A 20,606-nucleotide genomic window follows, 5' to 3' on the forward strand; every position below is an offset into this window, starting at 1 on the left:
GGCTCACGCGAACGCCTCCACCCGCACGCCCGCGCCCTCCAGTTCCGCCCGCACCCGGCGGGCGAGCGAGGCCGCGCCCGGGGTGTCGCCGTGCAGACAGAGCGAACGCGCGCGTACCTCGACGCTCTCGCCCGTGACGGCGACCACCGTCCCGCTGCCCGCCAGCGCGAGCGCGCGCTGGACGACCGCGCGCGGGTGCGTGATGACCGCGCCCTCCTGGCCGCGCGGGACGAGGGTGGCGCGCGCGGTGTAGGCGCGGTCCGCGAACGCCTCGGTGACGACCGGCAGTCCGGCCTTCGCGGCCCGCTCCAGCAGGCGCGAGCCGGGCAGCCCGAGCACCGGCACCGCGCCGGCCGCCAGGCACACCCCCTCGACGACGGCCGCCGCCTGCTCCTCGTCGTGGACGACGCGGTTGTAGAGCGCGCCGTGCGGCTTCACATAGGAGACCCGGCTGCCGGCGGCCCGCGCGAAGACCTCCAACGCGCCTATCTGGTAGGCGACCTCGGCGGCCAGCTCGTCCGGCGGCACGTCCATGCTGCGCCTGCCGAAACCGGCCAGGTCGCGGTAGGAGACCTGGGCGCCGATCCGCACCCCGCGCTCGACCGCGAGCGCGCACACGCGCCGCATGGTGGCCGCGTCGCCCGCGTGGAAGCCGCAGGCGACGTTGGCGCTGGTGACGACGGACAGCAACTGCTCGTCGTCGGTCAGCCGCCAGCGCCCGAAGCCCTCGCCGAGGTCGGCGTTGAGGTCGATACGGGACGGGGTCGGGGTCACAGCAGCTCCTTGCCGCGGGTCTCGGGCAGCCCGAACAGGGCGACGACGGCCAGCGCGTAGCCGACCGCGCCCAGGGTCAGCGCGCCGCCCACGCCCCAGCTGTCGGAGAGGTAGCCCACGAAGGTGGGCAGGAAGGCGCCGACGGCCCGGCCGCTGTTGTACGTGAAGCCCTGGCCGGTCCCGCGTACCGCCGTCGGATAGAGCTCGCTGAGGAACGAGCCGAACCCGCTGAAGATCGCGGACATGCAGAACCCCAGCGGGAAGCCGAGGACGAGCAGCAGGGTGTTCGCGCCGGACGGGATGTGCGTGTAGACCAGGATGCACAACGCGGACAGCACGGCGAAGAGCTGGATGTTCCGCTTGCGGCCCAGCCGGTCGCTGAGGACGCCGCCGGTGAGGTAGCCGAGGAACGCGCCGGAGATCAGGAACGTCAGATAGCCGCCGGTGCCGACGACGGTCAGCCCGCGGTCGGTCTTGAGGTAGGTCGGCACCCAGGTGGCGAGCGTGTAGTAGCCGCCCTGGACCCCGGTGGAGAGCAGCGTCGCGAAGAAGGTGGCGCGCAGCAGGTCCTTCTTGAAGATGGCGGCGAAGGAGCCGCGGGTGGAGTCGGCGGCGCGCCGCGCGGCGGCCTCGGGGGCGTCGGTGACGTTGCGCCGGATGTAGATCACCAGGAGGGCGGGCAGCGCGCCCGTCCAGAACATCACGCGCCAGGCGGTGTCGGCGTCCACGTAGTGGAAGACCAGGGTGTAGACGAGGACGGCCAGCGCCCAGCCCGCCGCCCAGGCGCTCTGCACCGCGCCCAGCGTCCGCCCGCGGTCCTTGGCCGAGGCGTACTCGGCGACCAGGATCGCGCCGACCGCCCACTCGCCGCCGAAGCCGAAGCCCTGGAGGGCGCGGCAGACCATCAGCGTCTCGTACGTGGGCGCGAAGCCGCAGGCCACGGTGAACACCGCGTAGGTGATGACGGTGATCATCAGGGCCTTCACCCGGCCGATGCGGTCGGCCAGGATCCCCGCGAGCGCGCCGCCGACCGCCGAGACCACCAGGGTCACGGTGGTGAGCAGACCGGTCTGGCCGTGGTCGAGGCCGAAGTACGCGCCGATCGCGACCATGCTCAGCGGCAGCGTGAAGTAGTCGTAGGAGTCGAGGGCGTAGCCGCCGAACGCGCCGCCGAAGGCGTGCCGGCCGCGCGGGCCGAGGGCGCGCAGCCAGCCGAACGGGCCGCCGAATGCGGGCAGTTCGTCCTGTTTCGGCCGGTCCTGGGTCGTGCTCATCTGCACCTCGCAGGGGGAGGGGGGAGGGTGCGGTCGAGAGCGGAGGGGTGGGGGGCTCCGGGGTGACGCCCAAGCTAGAGGATCGTTGAACAATCCGACAAGAGCCGTGTCGGTCCGTTCTTCCGCGACGGCGCTTCTACGATGGCGGGCAGTGCGCCGCCGGAAAGCCCGGCGGGGGAGTGAGGTTGCCGTGGGGACCACCGGGTCCGGGGCCGGCGGGCTGGCGGACGACCGCCCGCTGCTCGGCCGCACCAGTACCGCCGAGCGGGTCGCGGACATCCTGCGCGGCCGGATCGCGGAGGGCTACTTCCCGCCGGGCGAACGCCTCGCGGAGGACGCCATCGGCAAGGCGCTCGGGGTCTCGCGCAACACCCTGCGCGAGGCGTTCCGGCTGCTGACCCACGAGCGGCTGCTGGTCCACGAGCTCAACCGGGGCGTGTTCGTACGGATCCTGGCCGTCGAGGACGTCGAGGACATCTACCGCACCCGGCGCCTGGTCGAGTGCGCCGTCGTCCGGGGCCTCGGCGCGCCCCCGTACGCGCTCGGACCGCTGGACGCGGCGGTGGCGGCCGGGGAGCGGGCGGCCCGCCGCCACGACTGGCGGGGCGTCTCCACCGCCAACATCCACTTCCACCGGGAGCTGGTGGCCCTCGCGGGCAGCGCGCGCACGGACGAGCTGATGCGCGGGGTCCTGGCCGAACTGCGGCTCGCCTTCCATGTGGTGGACGACCCCAAACTGCTCCATCAGCCCTATCTCATACGGAACCGGGAGATTCTGGAGGCGCTGCGGGCGGGCGAGCGGACCGGCGCGGTCCGGTTGCTGGCCGACTATCTCGACGACTCCCGCGAGCAGTTGGTGGAGGCGTACGCGGGGCTGGTGGCGGACGACGCGTGACGGCCGGGCCGAGCGGTGACCCGGCGGCGCCAGGGGCTGCCGGGCGGTCGTATCTGCGCCGTTTCGACCGTTGTCAGTGCGAGGACCTAATCTGTGCAGCGTGACTTCGCCTGCCTCGACGGAACCCGTTCCGCCCCAGCTCAGCGCGGGGCCGCGCCCCGCACCGGGCCCGGCCGCCGACGAGGGGCTGGCGCGTCGGCTGCGCGCGCTCGCCTGCACCGCCCCGCTGCACGACCTGGACGTGCGCAAGGCGAACCTGGCCGGTGAGTACTCGGTCTACGCGATGGCCGAGGTCGCCCTCGCCTCGATCGACCTCGTCACGCTCAACATGGACTTCGACACCGGCGCCGACCACGAGCAGATCGTGGCCCGGCTGATCCCGCGCGTCGCCGCCCAGGCGCCGGGCCGCCCGGCCGCGGAGCACGAGCGGGTGGCCCGCTGGGTCCTGGAGAACCTGATCAACGTCGGCAGCGTGGACCGCGGCTTCCGCGCGGTGTACGGGACGTTCAGCCCGGACGGCGTCTATGTGCGCCGGGACTACGACTTCAAGCTGATCGAGGAGGTCCCCGGATACGGGGGCAGCGTCTATCTGCGCACCACCGACGAGGCCGTGAACGTGCTGGTGGGCGCGCTCGACACGGATGTCACCAGCGCCCAGATCGCCGCCGAGGTGAAGCTGGAGGTGCTGATCAGCCGGGGCCGCCTCGCCGACGCCCAGCTCGCCGCCGAGCAGGCCCGCTACCGCACCGTGCAGTACGCGGAGACCCTGCGCCGCACCCTGGAGGCGACGCGGCGCAACGTCCGCGCGGTCGACTGGCTCAACGCCGTCCCGGACATGATCGCGGAGGCGCTGGAGCACGTGGCCGACCGCTACCGGCACGAGAACGCGATCCTCACCAACATCCGCAAGGCGCGCGACGAGGCGGAGGAGCCCGAGAACAAGCGGCGGGCCGCCGAGCTCGTCGACATCGTCAAGGACTGCATCCGGCGCCATACGCAGTTGCAGTCGCGTCTGCTGGAGGCCGGCCCGCTGTTCCGGGCCGAGCAGGACCGCCAGGCGTTCGCGCGCCCGGCCGCCCGCACCGGCCTCGACCTCTACGGGCAGCTGGTCGCGCCCCTGCTGCCGCTGCCGGTGGAGGACGCGTCGCGGGTGACGGACGCCTTCTTCGCGCGCGGGACGGGGCTGCGGACGCCGGTCTCCGTGCGGGTCGCCGACCTCGTCGACATACTGCTGACGCCGCCGATGGAGCGGGAGCACCTCGGCGCGGAGATGCCCGAGCCCGATCTGATCGCCACGCCGGACGACAGCCGCTTCAGCGAGGAGCAGCTGGCGGCGGCGATGGAGCTGCTCGACCTGGAGCACGACGCCCCGCGCCGCCTCTCGGGCCTCCTCGCCGAGGCGCGCGCCCTCGACCCCGACCTGCCGTACCTGGTCGCCCTGCTCGCGGTCCACGCGGCGAGTCCCCCGGTCGGCACGGCCTACCGCCAGGGCGAGGAGCGCCTGCTGTTCGCCGTGGACGACGGGACGCTGCTGGACGACCCGGAGTTCGGCGGGGCGGATCTGATCGTGGGGACGGCGCGGCTGGACGCGGCGGGGATGGCGGCGGACCGGGAGGCGGCGTGATGTCCCCCGCCCCGCCCCCTCCCGAGACCCTCCGGGGGTGGGGGAGAGCGGTTCCCCGGGGGCTTCGCGCCCGGACCCCGTTGCGGGGCCTTCGGCCGGCTCTTGTGTCGAGCTGCGGGCCGGTGGGGGCTGGCCGCGCGGTTCCCCGCGCCGCTGAAGGAACGGGGCGCCGCCCCGGCCCCCGCTCCTCAAACGCCCGAGGGGCTGGCGGTGGCTGGGGCCGCAGTCGCCCAAGGGGCGCGGGGAACCGCGCGACCGGCCCCCACCGGACCCGCGGACGAACACCGGCCCCCCAGGCCGCCCGCCCAGGGCTCTAGGGAAGGGGCGGGGTGGGGCCGCCCGCCGCAGGCGCCCCCCACCCCGCACCGCACCCCCACCGCACAACCACCCCCCCAAGGAGCAGACCCGTGACCGACCACCACCCCGAGCACGAGCCCGAGGCCGGCGACGGTCCCGTTGAGGTGCCCCGGGACGGGGACGAGCGGCGGATCACTCCGGGCGACGCCGCCGACGCCGCCCGCCTCGTCGCCTTCGGCCTCCAGCCCAAACTGCTCCCCGCCCGCGACGCGGAGTACGCGGAACTGCTCCGCCGCCACCGCGAGGACCCGGCCTTCGCGCGGCTCGCGGACGCCGTCGCCGCCGGGCTCGGCCTCGTCGTCCTGGAGGTCTCCCCCCGCGCCGGCATGGCCGTGACCGCCGCCGAGGACTCCGTCTTCGCCGTCCGCATGGGCGACTACGCCCGCCGCGCCGCCACCGACTCCGCCGACCGCTTCCTGCACGGCCTCGCCCACCTCGCCGTGGCCGCCCTGGCCTTCCCCCGCCCCGAGGACCTGGCCGACGACGGCTACATCGGGCGGATCACCGTCAACGGGGTCGACGCGTTCGTCCGCCAGGCCTGCCGCCGGCTGGAGGAGAAGGCCGCCGAGCAGGGCGAGAACACCGACCCCGAGACCGGCGCCCCTGGCCTGGAGGCCGCCTGGCGCATCTACGCCCGGCGCAGCTCGACCGGCGCCACCAAGGACGCCCGCCGCCTGGCCGGCTCCACCACCGGCATCGTGGCCAAGGCCGTCGCGTTCCTCACCGAGTCCGGCTTCCTCCAGCGGACCGGCGACGACGCGGGCGGCGCCTACCGCACCACCGCCCGCTACCAGCTCCAGGTCCGTGACATGGCCGGCAGTGCCGCCCTCGCCGAGCTCCTGGAGCTCGGCGTCGTCGCGGTCAGCGACGGCAGCGCGACCCTCCTGCCGCCCCCGGACGGCGACGACCTCGACCTGGCCGCCGACGCCGGGCTCCCCTTCCACGCCTGACCGGCACCCGTACGCCCCCCACGCCCATCCGCCGCCACATCCACGAGAGTCCGCCATGTACGAGCTGTCCCGGGTCCGCCTCTACTCGATCGGTCCCGCCGGTGCGCGCTACGCCGACACCGTGCTGGACCTGCGAGGCGTGGGCGCGCCCGTGCCCCACCCGGCGCCCGCCCAGGCGGAGTTCTTCGAGGACGAGCCGGTCGGGCCGCCCCGCCGCCCCGCCCCCGCGGGCGTGCTCTTCCTGGAGAACGGCGGCGGCAAGTCCGTCCTGCTCAAGCTGATCTTCTCGGTGATGCTGCCCGGCCACCGCAACACCCTCGGCGGCGCCAGCTCCGGCGTGCTGCGCAAGTTCCTGCTCGCCGACGACTGCGGCCACGTCGCCCTGGAGTGGCAGCACACCCTCACCGGCGAGCTGGTCGTCGTCGGCAAGGTCAGCGAGTGGCGCGGCCGGCAGGTCTCCAACGACCCGCGGAAGTTCGCCGAGGCCTGGTACTCGTTCCGGCCCGGCCCCGGCCTCAGCCTGGACTCGCTGCCGGTCGCCGAGTCCAGCGCGATGCGCCCCTCGGCCGAGGGCGCGTCCGGCGCCCAGGGCAGGCGCCGCACCATGAAGGGTTTCCGCGACGCGGTCACCGAGGCGGGCAAGGCCTATCCCCACCTCGACGTGGTGTGGGAGGAGATCCACGACCGCTGGAACGAGCACCTGGGCGACCTGGGCCTGGACCCCGAACTCTTCCGCTACCAGCGCGAGATGAACGCGGACGAGGGCGAGGCGGCCGGTCTCTTCGCGGTCAAGAAGGACTCCGACTTCACCGACCTGCTGCTGCGCGCGGTCACCGACACCCGTGACACCGACGGCCTCGCGGACCTGGTCAGCGGCTTCGGCAACAAGCTGGGCCGACGCGCCGAGCTGACCGCGGAACGCGACTTCACCGCGGGCTCGGTGGACCTGCTCACCAAGATCGTCGAGGCCGCCGAGGCCCGCTCCCGCGCGCGCGACATCCACGCAGGCGCCGAGCGCCGTACCCGTACGCTCGCGCGCAGGCTCTCCGCGCGCGCCGCCCAGGAGCGCGGGCGCGCCACCGACCTCGCGGGCCGGGTCACCGCCGCCGCGCACACCGTCACCGAGGCCGAGCAGGCCCGCGGCCGCAGTGCCCTGATCGCCTCCGAACTCGCCTACCGCCACGCCTCCCTGGCGCTCGCCGTCGCCGAGAAGGCCGCCACCGCCCAGCGCCGCGAGCTGGCCGACGCCCGTACGCTGCACTCCGCCTGGCAGGCCGCCGAGGCGGTGCTGCGGCACCGGGCCGCCGCCGACCGCTCCGCGCGCGTGGCCGCCGCGATCCGCGAGGCCGAGCGGGACGCGGCGCCCGCGCTCGCCGCCCGCGCCACCGCCGCCGCCGATCTCGTACGGGCCCTGCACACCGCCGCCGAGGACGGCGAGCGGGTCGCGGCCGAGGAGGAGGAGCGCTCCGCCGCGCTCCAGGAGGCGAGCGAGGCGGCCCACCGCGACGCCACGGCCGCCGCCACCGACGCCCAGCGCGCCCGCAGCGAGGCCGGGCATCTGCGCCAGCGCCTGGCCGAGGTCGAGCAGGAGACCGCCGAGGCCGTGCGCGCGGGCTGGCTGGACGACAGCGCCCCCGACGCCGACCCGGCCAGGGCCGCGCTCGCCGCCAGCGACGCCGAGAAGACCGCGGTCGCCGCCTGGGACACGGCCCGCGAGAGCGCCCGTACGACCGCCGACCGCGCCCGCGAGGCCGCCGCCACCGAGGCGCGCGCCGAACTGGCCGCCGCCCGCGCCCAGGACGCGGCCGAGGCGGCGGGCAACGCCTACGACGCCGAGCGCCGCGCCGCCGAGTCCATCGCCTCCGAAGAGCGCCTCGCCGAGCTCCTGGGCCTGCCGTCCGCCCCGGCGGCCGGGGTCCCGCAGCCGCGCAACGCGACCATGTACGCGGCGGAGGCCGTCCACGCGGCGGTCCGCGGCACGCCCGCCTCCTTCGCCCCGGACGGCGCGGACACCCCGCTGACCGCCGAGGAGCTGGACCGCCAGGCCGACGAGCTGCGCCGGCTCCTCGACCAGAACATCGCCTCCGCCGAGCGGCAGCTCTTCGAGCTGCGGACCGCCGCCGCCGACGACTCCCGCATCCTCGGCGCGCTCGGCGACGGCGGCCTGCTGCCGCCGGGCCCCGACGTGCTGGCCACCGTGGAGTACCTGGGCGAGCACGGCATCCCCGCCCTGCCGGGCTGGCGCTACCTCGCCCAGGCCGTCGACCCCGCCGACCACGCGGCGGTGCTCGCGGCCCGGCCCGAGCTGGTCGACGGTGTGGTGATCACCGACCCCGCCTCGCACGTGCGGGCCCGCGAGGTGCTGGCCGGGGCCGCGCTGCTGCCCCGCTCGGCGGTCGCCGTCGGCACCGCGGCCGCGCTGCTCGCCCCGGTGCCCCGGCAGGGCGAGGGCGCGGCGGACAGCGAGGTCTTCCTCGTCCCGCCGAACCCCGCCATGCACGACGAGCACGCCGCCGACGAGGAGCGGCAGGCGCTGCGCACCCGCGCCGCCGCCCGCGACGAGGAGATCCGCGCCCTGGCCGCCCGCCTCGCCGGTGACCGGAGCATCGCCGCGCGGCTCGGCTCCTGGCGCGCCGACTGCCCGCCCGGGATGCTCGACGAGCTCGCCACGGCCGCCCACGGCGCGCGCGAGGCGGCCAGGACCGCCCTGGAGGAGCTGGCCGAGGCCCGTACGGCACGGGCGGAGGCCGATGAGGCCGCCGCCGAGGCCGCCCGCGTGCGCGACGAGCGCCAGGAGGCCGCCCAGCGCGCCCGCCGCGCCGCCGACGCGCTGGCCGGGCTCGCCTTCCGGCTGCGCGAGCGCGCGGGCTGGCAGGCCACCCTGCGCGAGCTGGTGGACGAGGCCGCCGAGTCCGAGGCCCGCGCCCAGTCCCTCCTGGAGCGCGCCCGGGCCGCCGACGAGGACCGCCGCGGCGCCCAGCGCGCCGCCGACGACGCCCACCGCACGGCCCGCGCGCTGCGCGCCGAGCGCGCCGAGATCGCGGGCGCCCCGGAGAACCTGCCGGAGCCGGACGCGGATGCGCCCAGGACCGCGCTGCCCGCTCTGCGCGAGGCCTACCGCGCCGCGTCGCAGTTGTACGAGAAGGTCGGCGTCGGCGCCGACCTGCGCGCCGAGCAGGCCCGTGCGGAGAGCGACGAGAGCGCCGCGCTCGCCGAGCTGGACCGGCTCACCAACAAGGTCCGCACCCGCGCCGCCCAGCTCCTGGAGGGCACCGACGGCGCCGACGGCCCGTCCCGGCAGGCCGCCGCCGCCCGCGCCGAGTCCCTCGTACAGCTCCTGGAGACCAGGGCGTCGGCGGCGAGCGAGCAGCTGGGCCGGCTGCGCGGCGAGGCCGAGCGCCTGGCCCCCGAGGACGGCGCGGCGCACACCGAGCTGCCCGAGGAGCTGGTGCCCGGCGACGCCGAGCAGGCCCAGGCCCTGCTGCGTACGGCCACGGGGGAACTCGCCGCGCGCACCGACGCGCTGGAGACCTCGCGCGCCGCGCACGCCGAGCTCCTGACGGCCCACCGCGCCGCCGAGGACGCGGCCGGGGGCTTCGAGGAGACGGCCGCGCTCCTGCGCGACCTGCTCCGCGACCACCAGCAGGACGAGGACGAGCAGGAGCCCGAGCCGTTCCCCGGCGACCTCGCCGAGGCGCGGCGGTCGGCAGCCGAGGCGCGGCGTTCGCTGCGCGGTTGCGCGGGAGACCTGTCGGCCGCCGAGGCCGCCGTCCGCGAGGCCTCGGACATCCTGGTCCGGCACGCGAACGCGACCCGCTACGAGCAGGTGCGCACCCCCGCCCGCCAGCAGATCCGGGAGCTGCCCGCCGCCGCGCTGCCCGAGCACGCGGCGGCGTGGGCGGCGGCGTTCGCGCCCCGGCTGCGGGTCCTCACCGACGAGCTGGAGCAGCTGGAGCGCAACCGGGACTCGATCGTGGACCGGCTGCGCGGGCTCGTGGAGTCGGCGCTGACCACGCTGCGTTCGGCCCAGCGGCTCTCGCAGCTGCCGGAGGGGCTCGGCGAGTGGTCGGGGCAGGAGTTCCTGCGGATCCGCTTCGAGGAGCCCGACCAGGCGACGCTGACCGAGCGCCTGGGCGAGGTCATCGACGAGGCCACGCGCGCGGCCGTGAAGAAGAACGCGGACATGCGCCGGGACGGGATGTCCCTGCTGCTGCGGGGAGTCCAGGCCGCCCTCGAACCGCGCGGCATCGCCGTGGAGATCCTCAAGCCGGACGCGGTGCTGCGCGCCGAGCGCGTCCCGGTCGGGCAGATGGGCGATGTGTTCTCCGGCGGGCAGCTGCTCACCGCGGCGATCGCGCTGTACTGCACGATGGCCGCCCTGCGCAGCAACGACCGGGGCCGCGACAAGCACCGCCACGCGGGCACGCTGTTCCTGGACAACCCCATCGGCCGGGCCAACGCCACGTACCTCCTGGAGCTCCAGCGGGCCGTGTCGGACGCGCTGGGCGTGCAGCTCCTGTACACCACGGGCCTGTTCGACACCACGGCGCTCGCGGAGTTCCCGCTGGTCATCCGGTTGCGCAATGACGCGGACCTGCGGGCGGGGCTGAAGTACATCAGCGTCGAGGAGCACCTGCGGCCGGGCCTGCCCGCCGACCCCGACGGGTCGGTGCACGGGGAGATCATTGCGACCCGGATGTTCCGGAAGCCGGCGTGAGAAAAGGGGGGCGCCGCGGCGCCCCCCTTTTCTCACGCTCCCGCGGCCCCGCTCAGGCCGCGTCGGCCTTCATCATGTCCGCGCACTTCTCGCCGATCATCATCGTCGTGATGCACGGGTTGACGGTGACCAGCTCCGGCATCACCGAACCGTCGGCGACGCGCAGGCCGCTGACGCCCTTGACGCGCAGCCGGGCGTCGAGCGGCGCCATCGCGTCGTCGTCGGCGCCCATCTTCACCGTGCACGCCGGGTGGTAGACGGTGTTGTGCGTGGTGCGGATGTACTCGAACAGCTCGTCGTCGGTGCGCACGTCCGGTCCGGGCGCCAGCTCCGCGCCCGCCCAGTCCGCGAGCGCGGGCTGCGCCACGATCTGGCGGGCGAGCTTCAGCCCGTACGTCATCACCCGTACGTCGTGCTCATGGGTGAAGTAGCGCGGGTCGACCATCGGCTTGTCCCGGTAGTCGCGGGTGCGCAGCCGCACCGTGCCGCGCGACTTGGCGTGCGTGACGTTGGGCGTCAGACAGAACGCGTTCTCGCTGGTCGGGTAGCCGTGGCGGGTGGTGTTCATGTCGAACGGCACCGAGCCGTAGTGGAACATCAGGTCCGGCCGGTCCAGGCCCGGCTCGGTGTCGGCGAAGATCCCGATCTCCCACCACTGGTTGGAGCGGGTCGGCATCGGCCGCTTGGCGTCCCACATGATGACGCCCTCGGGGTGGTCCTGCAGGTTCTCGCCGACGCCGGGGGAGTGCACCAGCGTCGGGACGCCCACCTCGCGCAGATGGTCGGCGGGGCCGATGCCGGAGAGCATCAGCAGCTTGGGCGTGTCGATCGAGCCGCAGCTGACGACGACCTCGCGCCGCGCCGAGACGGTACGGGTGTGGATCAGGTCCGGGTCCAGGTACTCCACGCCCGTGCAGCGCCGGTCCTCGCCGATCACCAGCCGCTTGGCGCGGATCCCGGTCCGTACGGTCAGATTGGGGCGCTTGCCGATGATCGGGTGCAGATACGCGACCGACGACGACTGGCGGATGTTGTTCTCGTCGGAGTTGATCTGGAACCAGTTGGCGCCTCTGATCACCGTACGGCCGGTGTTGAAGGGCGTGGTGGGGATGCCCGTCTGGGCGCACGCGTCGAGCAGGGCGCTGCCGCAGGGGTCCTCGCCCTTGATGGTGCGCAGCTTCACCGGGCCGCTGCGGCCGTGGTGCTCGCCCGGCGCGTCGTTGTTCTCCAGCCGTTTGTAGAGCGGGAAGACGTCCTCGGCGCCCCAGCCCGTACAGCCCTCGGCCGCCCAGCCGTCCAGGTCCTCGGCGGGCGCCCAGAAGGCTATGCAGGAGTTGTGCGAGGAGCAGCCGCCGAGCACCTTGGCGCGGGCGTGGCGCATCATGCTGTTGCCGCGCTCCTGCGGCTCGACCGGGTAGTCCCAGTCGTAGCCGGATTCGAGGAGCCCCATCCAGCGCTCCAGGCGCAGCACGTTGTCGTCGCCGACGTCCGAGGGACCGGCTTCCAGGACGCACACCGTCACCGAGGGGTCCTCGCTGAGGCGGGCCGCGACAACGTTGCCCGCGGTGCCGCCGCCGACGACGACGTAGTCGAACTCGTCCATGGCCACGGGGGTGTTGGCCTCGTTCATGATTGCTTCGCTCCTTGCGTCAGCCGGTGGCGGCGGCGGGGTTGCCGGGGGTGGTGGCGGGGTCGGTGTCCTGCTTCTCGGCGGCGTGGTCCGCGAGGACGCCGGTGCGGTGGCGCTGGACGAACCAGTAGTAGGCGAACCCGCCGACGGTGACGGCGCCGACGAACAGCACACCGCCCCAGCGCAGGTACCAGTGGTAGGGGGCGGCCGCGTTGTAGACGGCGGCGCGCGGCCACAGCAGGTTGACCGTCATGCCCGTGCCCCACAGCACCGCGAGGATGTTGACGGGCAGACCGAAGCGGCCGAGCGAGAAGCGTCCCGGGGCGGGCTGCCAGGTGCCGCGCAGCCTGCGGACCAGCATGGGCAGCGTGACCAGCAGATACGCCACGTAGATCATGATGATCGCGATGCTGGTGACGACCGAGAAGATCTGCGGCTGCTTGATGTTGACCAGCAGGATGCCGATGGCGACGACCCCGCAGACCACGGCGGGCGCGATCGGGGTCTGGAAGCGCGGGCTGATCCGCGCGAGCCGGCTGCCGCCGGGCAGGTTGTTGTCCCGGGCCATCGCGAACATCAGCCGGATGCCGGCGGTGTGCACGGCGAGTTCGCAGACGACGACCGCGATCACCACGCACCACAGCAGGGCCTGGCCCATGGTGTCGCCGAGCGTGCTCAGGACCACGTACTGCAGGCCGTCCACGGAGAGTTCGGGCGCGCTCAGGTCGGGGGTGGCGAGCAGCGCGCACAGCAGGATGAGGCCGCCGATGACGAACGAGGCGATCAGCGCCCGCAGGATCGCGCGCGGCGCGTTGCGGCTGGGGTCGACGGCCTCCTCGCCGAGCGAGGACGCGGTGTCGAAGCCGTACATGACGTACGCGGAGGCGAGCGAGGCGGTGAGGAAGGCGCCGAAGTAGCCCAGGTTCTGGCCGGCGCCGATGCCGTGGGTCTCCACGATGGCGCTGGGGCCCCGGGTGATGTGCGCGGCCAGCAGGATCACCAGGATCACGGCGGCGACCAGCTCGATGAAGACGCCGGCGGTGTTGATCCGTGCCATCAGCTTGACGCCGAACGCGTTGACCAGCGTGGTGAAGAGGATCAGCCCGCAGGCGAGCACCACGGCGTTGGCCGCCGCGTCGTACTTCCCGCTGCCGTCGCCCACGAACTGGAACCACGAGGAGATCTGGGGGAGCGTCAGCTGGAGGGCCAGGGCGACGGCGGCCAGCGACACCATGCTCGCCAGCGTCATCATCCAGCCGGCCAGCCAGCCGACGTGCGGACCGCCCAGGTTCTTGGCCCAGTTGTAGACCGATCCGGCCACCGGGTAGCGGGCGGCCAGCTCGCAGAAGCAGAGCGCCACCATCAACTGGCCGACGAAGACCAGCGGCCAGGACCACCAGTAGGCCGGCCCGCCGAGGCTGACGCCGAAGTAGAACATCTGGAACGTGCCGGTCAGGATCGAGATGTAGCTGATTCCGGCGGCGAAGGTGTGGAAGTTGCCGAGGGTGCGCTTGAGGCCCGGCTTGTACCCGAGTTCGGCGAGCGCGGCGTCATCGGCGTCGGCGCCCGCCCGGGCTGGGGAGGGAGAGGGCGGCGGGGGACTGGTGGCGGTCATCGGGGATCACTCCTCGTACGGGATCGCGCGGCGGTGGGACGGGGGACGTACCGGTCGGACGGCCGCGGTGAGCGGGGCCGTCCGGTGCCGGGGCGGGGCCGTTCAGTCGAACCAGCGCTGCGGGCGCGGGTCGGTGTTGCGCCAGATGTGCTTGATCTCCTGGTACTCGGCGAGCCCGGCGAGCCCGAGCTCGCGGCCCGTCCCCGACTGCTTCATCCCGCCCCACTCGGCCTGCGGGACGTACGGGTGGAAGTCGTTGATCCACACCGTGCCCGCGCGCAGCCCGGCCGCCACGCGTCGCGCGCGTGCCTCGTCTCGGGTCCACACCGCTCCGGCCAGGCCGTAGACCGTGTCATTGGCCAGGGCGAGGGCCTCGTCCTCGTCGTGGAAGCGCTCCACGGTCAGCACCGGCCCGAACGACTCCAGACGGACCACGGACATCGAGGCCGTGCACTCGTCCAGGACCGTGGGCAGGTAGTAGTGGCCGTTCGCCAGCGCCGGGTCGTCGGGGCGCGCGCCGCCGCAGCGCAGCACCGCGCCCTCGGCGAGCCCGTCCGCGACGTACGCCTCGACCTTCGCGAGATGGGCGGCGGAGATCAGCGGACCGGAGCGGGCCTGCTCGTCGAAGGGGCCGCCGAGCCTGATCTGCCGTGCGCGGCGCACCACTTCGTCGACGAAGCGGTCGTGCAGCGAGTCCTCGACCAGCAGGCGCGCGCCCGCCGAGCAGACCTGGCCGGAGTGCAGGAACACGGCGGTCAGCGCGTAGTCGACGGCCGTGTCGAAGTCGGCGTCGGCGAAGACGATGTTGGGGTTCTTGCCGCCGAGCTCCAGCGCGGTGCGCTTGACGGTGGCCGCGGCCGACGCCATCACCCGCTTCCCGGTGGACAGTCCGCCGGTGAACGACACCAGGTCCACACGCGCGTCCTCGGTCAGCGGCGCGCCGACCGCGGGGCCGGTGCCGAGGACCAGGTTGGCGACGCCCTCCGGCAGCCCGGCCTCGGTGAGCAGCCGCATCAGGATGATCGCGGTGTGCGGGGTCAGCTCGCTGGGCTTGAGGACGAAGGTGTTGCCCGCGCCGATGGCGGGGGCGACCTTCCACGCGGTCTGGAGCAGCGGGTAGTTCCACGGCGTGATCAGCGCGCAGACGCCCACCGGCTCGACGACGGTACGGCTGTCGGTCTCCGGGTTGCCGGTGTCCACGACCCGGCCCGGGTCCTGGGCGGCGACCTGGTGGCCGAAGTGGCGGAAGCAGTTGGCGATGTCGGCCATGTCGTACTCCGACTCGACCAGCCGCTTGCCGGTGTCCAGCGACTCGGCGCGGGCCAGCGCGGCGGCGTCACGCTCGATGAGCCCGGCGACGCGCAGCAGGAGCGCGGCCCGCTCGGCGGCCGTCGTCCGGGGCCAGGGGCCGCGGTCGAAGGCCTCGCGGGCGGCGGCCACCGCCGCGGCCGCGTCCTTGGGACCCCCCTCGTCGACCACGGCGACCGGCGAGCCGTCCGCGGGACAGCGGATCTCGCGGGTCTCCCCGTCGACGGCGGCGCTCCACCGGCCACCGATGAACAAATCAGGCATGACGCTCCTCGACTTCTGGTCACGAACAGAGGCGCCGCTACCCAGGCGGGCACACTTCAGGCCTGTGACGATGCCGATAGTTTGGGCGGCGGAACAGCGCGTGAGCCGCGGTTTCAGGGGCCGCCCGAGTCCGCGCCCAGGCGGTCGAGGACCCAGGTATGGAACGCACGGATGTGGTGTTCGCTGGGCACCAGGACGCCTCCGTCGCGGTACGCCCGCGAGTCCATGGCCGGCTGGGTGCGCTCGCACGCCTCGAAGTCCTGGAGGTTGACGCGGTGGAACAGCTCCACCGACCGTGAGACGTCGGCGCCGTCCGCCACGACCCGTGGCGCGTACAGCCAGTCGCACTCGACGACCGTGCGGTCCACGGCCCGCGGGAACATCCGGTGGACGATCACGTGGTCGGGCACCAGGTTCACGAACACCTGCGGTTTCACGGTGATCGCGTAGTAGCGGCGGTCCTGCTCGTCCGCGAGGCCCGCCAGGCGCGCGAAGCCCGCGCCGCCGTCCACGGTGAACCCCTCGGCGCCGCGCGCGAACGCGGCGCCGTGGCCCACGTAGTACTGCGCGGCGAATCCCTTGGCGAACTCCGGCAGCACATGGGTGAGTTCGGGGTGGATGGTCGCGCAGTGGTAGCACTCCATGAAGTTCTCGACGATCAGCTTCCAGTTGGCGGCCACGTCGTACGAGACGCGGCGGCCCAGGGCGAGGTCCGCGGCCCCGTAGCGCTCCACCGCCGCCGGGTCGCCCAGGCGCTCGGTGGCGGCGCCGACCACGGTGTCCTCGAACGACGGCGGCTCGTCGGCCGGGCACACCCACACGTAGCCGAGCCACTCGCGCAGCGCGACCGGCAGCAGCCCGCGCTCCCCGCGGTCCACGTCCGGCATCCGCGCCAGGTTCGGCGCCGCCACCAGCCGGCCGTCCAGGTCGTACGTCCACGCGTGGTACGGGCACTGCAAGGTGCGCCGGACCGTACCGCTCTCCTCGGCGCACACCCGGGCGCCCCGGTGCCGGCACACGTTGAGGAACGCGCGCAGGGCGCCCTCGCGGGTCCGCACCACCAGCACGTTCTCGCGGCCCACCTGGACCGTGCGGAAGGCGCCGGGCCGGTCGAGGTCGGCGGCGCGCACCGCGCAGAACCACAGCGCCTCGAAGATCCGCTCCTGCTCGCGGGCGAAGACGGCCGGGTCGCAGTAGAAGCGGCCGGGCAGCGTCCGCAGGAGGCTCGGCGCGGCCTCGGTGGCCTCAGTGGCCTCGGCGGTCATCGCGAGCCCCCACCGGCGCCCGGGCCGGCCCCGGCGGGCGTGCCGGCGGCGAACCTGAGCGGGTCGAAGAGCCCGATCGGATGGGCCGTGGCGCCCTCCAGGGCCAGATCGGCGAGGATCTCGCCGACCACCGGTACGAACTTGAAGCCGTGCCCCGAGAAACCGCAGGCCACCGTGGTGGTCTCCGGGTGGGCGGGGTGCCGGGCGATCACGAAGTGCTCGTCCGGAGTGTTGGAGTACATGCAGGTCACGGCCCGCAGGAACGTTCCCGGCAGGGTGGGGGCCACCCGGCGCATGGCCGCCGCCATGTCCTCGGCCTCGGCCGCGGTGACCGTACGGTCGATGGTCGCCGGGGTGCAGGGGGCGCCGTTCTTGCGGAAGAAGGCGGTCTTCACGCCGCCGGAGGGCCCGTCGACGGCCGGGAAGCCGTACACCTGGACCCCGTCCGCCTCCTCCCACACGAAGACCGGCTGGCGCTCGGGGAGGAACGGCCCGATGCCGCCCCGGGGCTCGAACCAGTACATGACCTGCCGCTCGACGCGGACCGGCACCCCGAGGTCCGCCAGCAGCTCCGGCGCCCAGGCCCCCGGACAGACCACCAGCTGCCCCGCCGTGTAGTGGCGCCCGGCCGTGTGGACGCGGACCCCCCGCCCGCCCGGCAACTCCTCCCAGCCGGTCACCGGCTCCTCGAAGCGCAGCTCGGCCCCCGCCTTGGCGGCGAGGTGGAGATGGGCCGCCACCGTGGCCTCCGGCCGCAGCAGCCCGGCCCGCGCCTCGTAGAGGGCCACCTCGTCGTCGAGCGGGCTCATGGCCGGGAAGCGGCGCCGGATCTCCCGGGCGTCCAGCATCTCGTGCGGCAGGTCCCACGCGCGGGCCGAGCGCACCGCCCCCGCGACCGTCCGGCAGTCGGGACGGCCCACCATCATCCCGCCGCACAGCAGCGCGATCTCGTGCCCGGAGTCCCGCTCGACCTGCTCGTACAGCTCGTACGCCCGCAGCAGCAGCGGTACGTACGCCGGGTCCTCGAAGTAGGACTGCCGGGTGATCCGCGAACCGCCGTGGCTGGAGCCGTGCGCGTGCGCCGGGCCGAACCGCTCCAGGCCGAGGACGCGCACCCCGCGCGCGGCGAGGTGCCGGGCGGCGGCGGAACCCATGCCGCCGAGGCCGAGGACGATCACGTCGTACGTCGGAGCCATGTTTCCTCCCGGAGGGTCGGTGTCCGGCCGGACCCGCCGTGCGGGATACCGGCCGGCGCGGTGCCGTTCCACGGATGAGCCCTTCGGCGCCCGGAACCGCCGGGCGCGGGCCCTCACCGCAAGAGGTGGGTCATCCGCGGGTCGAACAGGGGCTCCTCGGCGACGGTCGCGGGCACCTTCTCGCCGAAGTACTCCACCTGGACCGCCGTGCCCGGAGCCGTCACGGGCAGCCACGCGTACGCCACGCACCGGCCGACCGTGTAGCCGTACGCGGCGCTGGTGACGTGACCGGCGGGCACACCGTCGACCAGCACCGGCTCGTTCCCGAGGACCACCGCCGAGCGGGAGTCCAGGGTCAGGCAGGTGAGTTTGCGGGTGAGCGCCGCCGGATCGCCCAGCGCGGCGCGGCCGACGAACTCGCCCTTGTCCGGCCGGACCGCGAAGCCCAGCCCCGCTTCGTAGGGGGTGTGCTCGCTCGTCATGTCGCGGCCCCAGGCGCGGTAGCCCTTCTCCAGGCGCAGCGACTCGAACGCGCCGCGCCCCGCCGCGACCACGTCGAGCCGCCGCCCTGCCTCCCAGAGCGTGTCCCACAGCCGCAGCCCGAGGTCGGCGCTCGTGTACAGCTCCCAGCCCAGCTCACCGACGTAGCTCAGCCGCAGGGCCGTGACCGGCACATTTCCGAGGACCGTCTCCTTCGCCCGGAAGTAGCCGAACGCGCTGTGCGAGAAGTCGTCGCGGGTCAGGGGCTGGACCAGGTCGCGGGCGAGCGGGCCCCACACGCCGACGCAGCAGGTGCCGGAGGTGACGTCCCGGACGGTGACGGTGTCCGGCGCGTGCGCGAGCAGCCGGTCCAGGTCGGCGGGGGAGTTGGCGCCCACCTGGAAGCGGTCGGGAGCCAGCCGCGCCACGGTCAGATCGGAGAGGATCCCGCCCGCGTCGTCCAGCATGAGCGTGTACGTCACCGAACCGGGCTTCTTCTCCAGCTGGTTGGTCGTCATCCGCTGGAGGAACGCGAGCGCGCCGCGTCCGGTCACCTCCAGGCGCCGCAGCGGCGTCATGTCGTAGAGCGCCACCCGCTCCCGGGTCGCCTTGGCCTCCGCCGCCGCGACCGGCGACCAGTACCGCGCGGACCAGGCGTCGCGTACGGGGAGGTGCAGCCCGTCCACCAGGGGCGCGTTCGCCTCGTACCAGTGCGGCCGCTCCCAGCCGCCGCCCTCCAGGAAGTAAGCGCCCAGCGCGCACTGGCGTCCATGGAAGGGGCTCGTCCGCAGCGGGCGCGGGCTCTGCGGCGGCTGGAGCGGATGGACGACGTCGTACACCTCGACGAAGCTCCGCGCCGAGCGCTCCTCCACGTACCGGTCCGTGAGCTGGACGTCCTCGAAGCGCCGGATGTCGCAGGCGTGCACGTCGAGCGAGGGGCGCCCGTGCGTCATCCACTCGGCGACCGCCCTGGCCGCCCCCGCCGCGTGCGTCACCCACACCGCCTCGGCCAGCCAGAACCCGCGCAGCTCGCGGGACTCGCCCAGCAGCGGCATCCCGTCCGGCGTGAAGGAGAAGACGCCGTTGAAGCCGTCCGCGACCGCGCTGTCCGCGAGTTCGGGCAGCAGCGCCGCCGCGTCCTGCCAGCTCGGGGCGAAGTCCTCGGGGGTGAAGGCGAGCGAGGAGGGCATGACCGGCGCGTCGTCGTACGCCGGGACCGCCCACGGGTCCACCGGCAGCGGCCGGTGGGCGTACGAGCCGATGCCGAGCCGCACCCCTTCCGCGTCCGCGTGCGTACGGAAGTACAGGTCGCGGTCCTGGTGGCGCAGGATGGGCAGGGCGGCGGCCGCACGTTCGGTGAGCCCGGGCAGCGGGGCGGTCCGCGCGTACTGGTGGGCGAGCGGCAGGAGCGGCACCGCCACGCCGGCCATCCGTCCGATCACCGGGCCCCAGAAGCCGGCCGCCGAGACCACCAGATCGGCCGGGAAGCGGCCCCGGTCGGTGACGACCGCGGTGACCCGGCCGTCCTCCTGCTCGACGGCGGTGACCGTGTGGCGCGCCAGGAACCGGGCGCCGCGGGCCCGGGCGCGGGCCTGGAGCGCCTGACAGGCGAGCAGCGCGTCGGCGAGCCCGTCGTCGGGGGTGTGGAAGCCGCCCAGGACCTTCTCCCCGGCGAGCAGCGGCCACAGCGCAACGCACTGGTGCGCGCTGAGCAGAGCGCCCCGCACACCCCAGGAGGCGGCGAGTCCCGCCTTGCGGTGCAGATCGGCCCAGCGCTCCGGTGTGGTGGCGACCTCCAGGCCGCCCACCGCCCGGAAGCAGGGCTCGCCCGCCACGCTGAGCCCGCGGAGGGTGTCGGCCGTGTACGTGCCGAAGGCCGTCATCGTCCGCGAGACATGCGTCCGGAAGACCAGACCGGGCGCGTGCGAGGTGGAACCGCCGGGTGCGGGCAGCGGCCCCTGCTCCACGACGGTGACGTGCGACCAGCCACGCGCGGTGAGCTCGTCGGCGAGCGAACAGCCCACGATCCCGGCGCCGATGATCACTACGCGCGCGTGGGCGGGGTCGGGGGCGGGGGTGGTGCGGACCTCGTGAGACACGGCCTCACCCTCCTGTTGCGCAGAGCACTACCGGTTGCGCGATGTGAGACATCCTGAGGACGGCCCAGGAGAGCGTCAAGAGGGGCGGACCGGCCGTGGCCCAGGGGCCCGCGACCGACGAGTCCGCCTGGCCGAAAACGTGTATGACGCGAGGTCAG

General features: G+C 74.3%; 12 protein-coding genes. 4 read left to right on the forward strand and 8 right to left on the reverse strand.

The window, feature by feature from the left end; genetic code table 11:
- Window positions 1-3: 3 nt before the first annotated feature.
- Together AC069K_RS14705 and AC069K_RS14710 are read right to left on the reverse strand one after the other, a co-directional pair.
- Window positions 4-774 (reverse strand): LamB/YcsF family protein, encoded by a 771-nt coding sequence (locus tag AC069K_RS14705; RefSeq protein WP_358835709.1) that lies wholly within the window; start codon window positions 772-774, stop codon window positions 4-6.
- Window positions 771-2,048, reverse strand: coding sequence for an MFS transporter (locus AC069K_RS14710; protein ID WP_478615828.1), 1,278 nt, complete (start codon window positions 2,046-2,048; stop codon window positions 771-773). Before AC069K_RS14710 ends, AC069K_RS14705 begins: the two co-directional genes overlap by 4 nt.
- 190 nt (window positions 2,049-2,238) lie before the next feature.
- Between AC069K_RS14710 and AC069K_RS14715 the strand changes: the two genes are divergently transcribed.
- From AC069K_RS14715 to AC069K_RS14730, 4 genes are all read left to right on the forward strand, one after another.
- Window positions 2,239-2,943 carry a GntR family transcriptional regulator gene (locus AC069K_RS14715; protein WP_365109847.1) on the forward strand — a complete coding sequence of 235 codons (705 nt, stop codon included), beginning with the start codon at window positions 2,239-2,241 and terminating at the stop codon, window positions 2,941-2,943.
- A gap of 100 nt (window positions 2,944-3,043) precedes the next feature.
- Window positions 3,044-4,567 (forward strand): hypothetical protein, encoded by a 1,524-nt coding sequence (locus AC069K_RS14720; protein ID WP_365109844.1) that lies wholly within the window; start codon window positions 3,044-3,046, stop codon window positions 4,565-4,567.
- A gap of 461 nt (window positions 4,568-5,028) precedes the next feature.
- A complete protein-coding gene (locus AC069K_RS14725) occupies window positions 5,029-5,874 on the forward strand; it encodes a hypothetical protein (RefSeq protein ID WP_478615948.1) in 846 nt (281 codons plus the stop codon).
- Between the two features lie 55 nt (window positions 5,875-5,929).
- Window positions 5,930-10,591, forward strand: a complete 4,662-nt coding sequence (locus tag AC069K_RS14730) for a hypothetical protein (RefSeq protein WP_478615833.1) — start codon at window positions 5,930-5,932, stop codon at window positions 10,589-10,591.
- A gap of 52 nt (window positions 10,592-10,643) precedes the next feature.
- Here the strand turns inward: AC069K_RS14730 and AC069K_RS14735 are convergent, their stop codons facing one another.
- The 6 genes from AC069K_RS14735 to AC069K_RS14760 all read right to left on the reverse strand — a co-directional run bounded on the left by AC069K_RS14735 (window position 10,644) and on the right by AC069K_RS14760 (window position 20,448).
- Window positions 10,644-12,194, reverse strand: coding sequence for a GMC family oxidoreductase (locus AC069K_RS14735; protein ID WP_478615951.1), 1,551 nt, complete (start codon window positions 12,192-12,194; stop codon window positions 10,644-10,646).
- Window positions 12,195-12,240: 46 nt separating this feature from the next.
- Entirely contained in the window at window positions 12,241-13,836 is a 1,596-nt protein-coding gene (locus tag AC069K_RS14740) for an APC family permease (RefSeq protein WP_365109834.1), read from the reverse strand.
- Window positions 13,837-13,938: 102 nt separating this feature from the next.
- Window positions 13,939-15,408 carry an aldehyde dehydrogenase family protein gene (locus AC069K_RS14745; protein WP_478615836.1) on the reverse strand — a complete coding sequence of 490 codons (1,470 nt, stop codon included), beginning with the start codon at window positions 15,406-15,408 and terminating at the stop codon, window positions 13,939-13,941.
- Window positions 15,409-15,521: 113 nt separating this feature from the next.
- The gene (locus tag AC069K_RS14750; protein ID WP_478615839.1) at window positions 15,522-16,673 is read right to left on the reverse strand and encodes an aromatic ring-hydroxylating oxygenase subunit alpha; all 1,152 of its coding nucleotides are present in this window, start codon (window positions 16,671-16,673) and stop codon (window positions 15,522-15,524) included.
- Window positions 16,670-17,869, reverse strand: coding sequence for an N-methyl-L-tryptophan oxidase (solA, locus tag AC069K_RS14755; RefSeq protein ID WP_478615842.1), 1,200 nt, complete (start codon window positions 17,867-17,869; stop codon window positions 16,670-16,672). The genes AC069K_RS14750 and solA overlap by 4 nt, the downstream gene beginning before the upstream one ends.
- A 113-nt stretch (window positions 17,870-17,982) precedes the next feature.
- The gene (locus tag AC069K_RS14760; protein ID WP_478615845.1) at window positions 17,983-20,448 is read right to left on the reverse strand and encodes a GcvT family protein; all 2,466 of its coding nucleotides are present in this window, start codon (window positions 20,446-20,448) and stop codon (window positions 17,983-17,985) included.
- Window positions 20,449-20,606: the final 158 nt, after the last annotated feature.

The organism is Streptomyces sp. NPDC043908 (assembly GCF_056435525.1).

Coding starts and splice junctions, on each gene's coding strand:
- AC069K_RS14740 (WP_365109834.1), bottom strand. CDS start 13,836: ATGACCGCCACCAGTCCCCCGCCGCCCTCTCCCTCCCCAGCCCGGGCG.
- AC069K_RS14730 (WP_478615833.1), top strand. CDS start 5,930: ATGTACGAGCTGTCCCGGGTCCGCCTCTACTCGATCGGTCCCGCCGGT.
- AC069K_RS14745 (WP_478615836.1), bottom strand. CDS start 15,408: ATGCCTGATTTGTTCATCGGTGGCCGGTGGAGCGCCGCCGTCGACGGG.
- AC069K_RS14750 (WP_478615839.1), bottom strand. CDS start 16,673: ATGACCGCCGAGGCCACTGAGGCCACCGAGGCCGCGCCGAGCCTCCTG.
- AC069K_RS14735 (WP_478615951.1), bottom strand. CDS start 12,194: ATGGACGAGTTCGACTACGTCGTCGTCGGCGGCGGCACCGCGGGCAAC.
- AC069K_RS14710 (WP_478615828.1), bottom strand. CDS start 2,048: ATGAGCACGACCCAGGACCGGCCGAAACAGGACGAACTGCCCGCATTC.
- solA (WP_478615842.1), bottom strand. CDS start 17,869: ATGGCTCCGACGTACGACGTGATCGTCCTCGGCCTCGGCGGCATGGGT.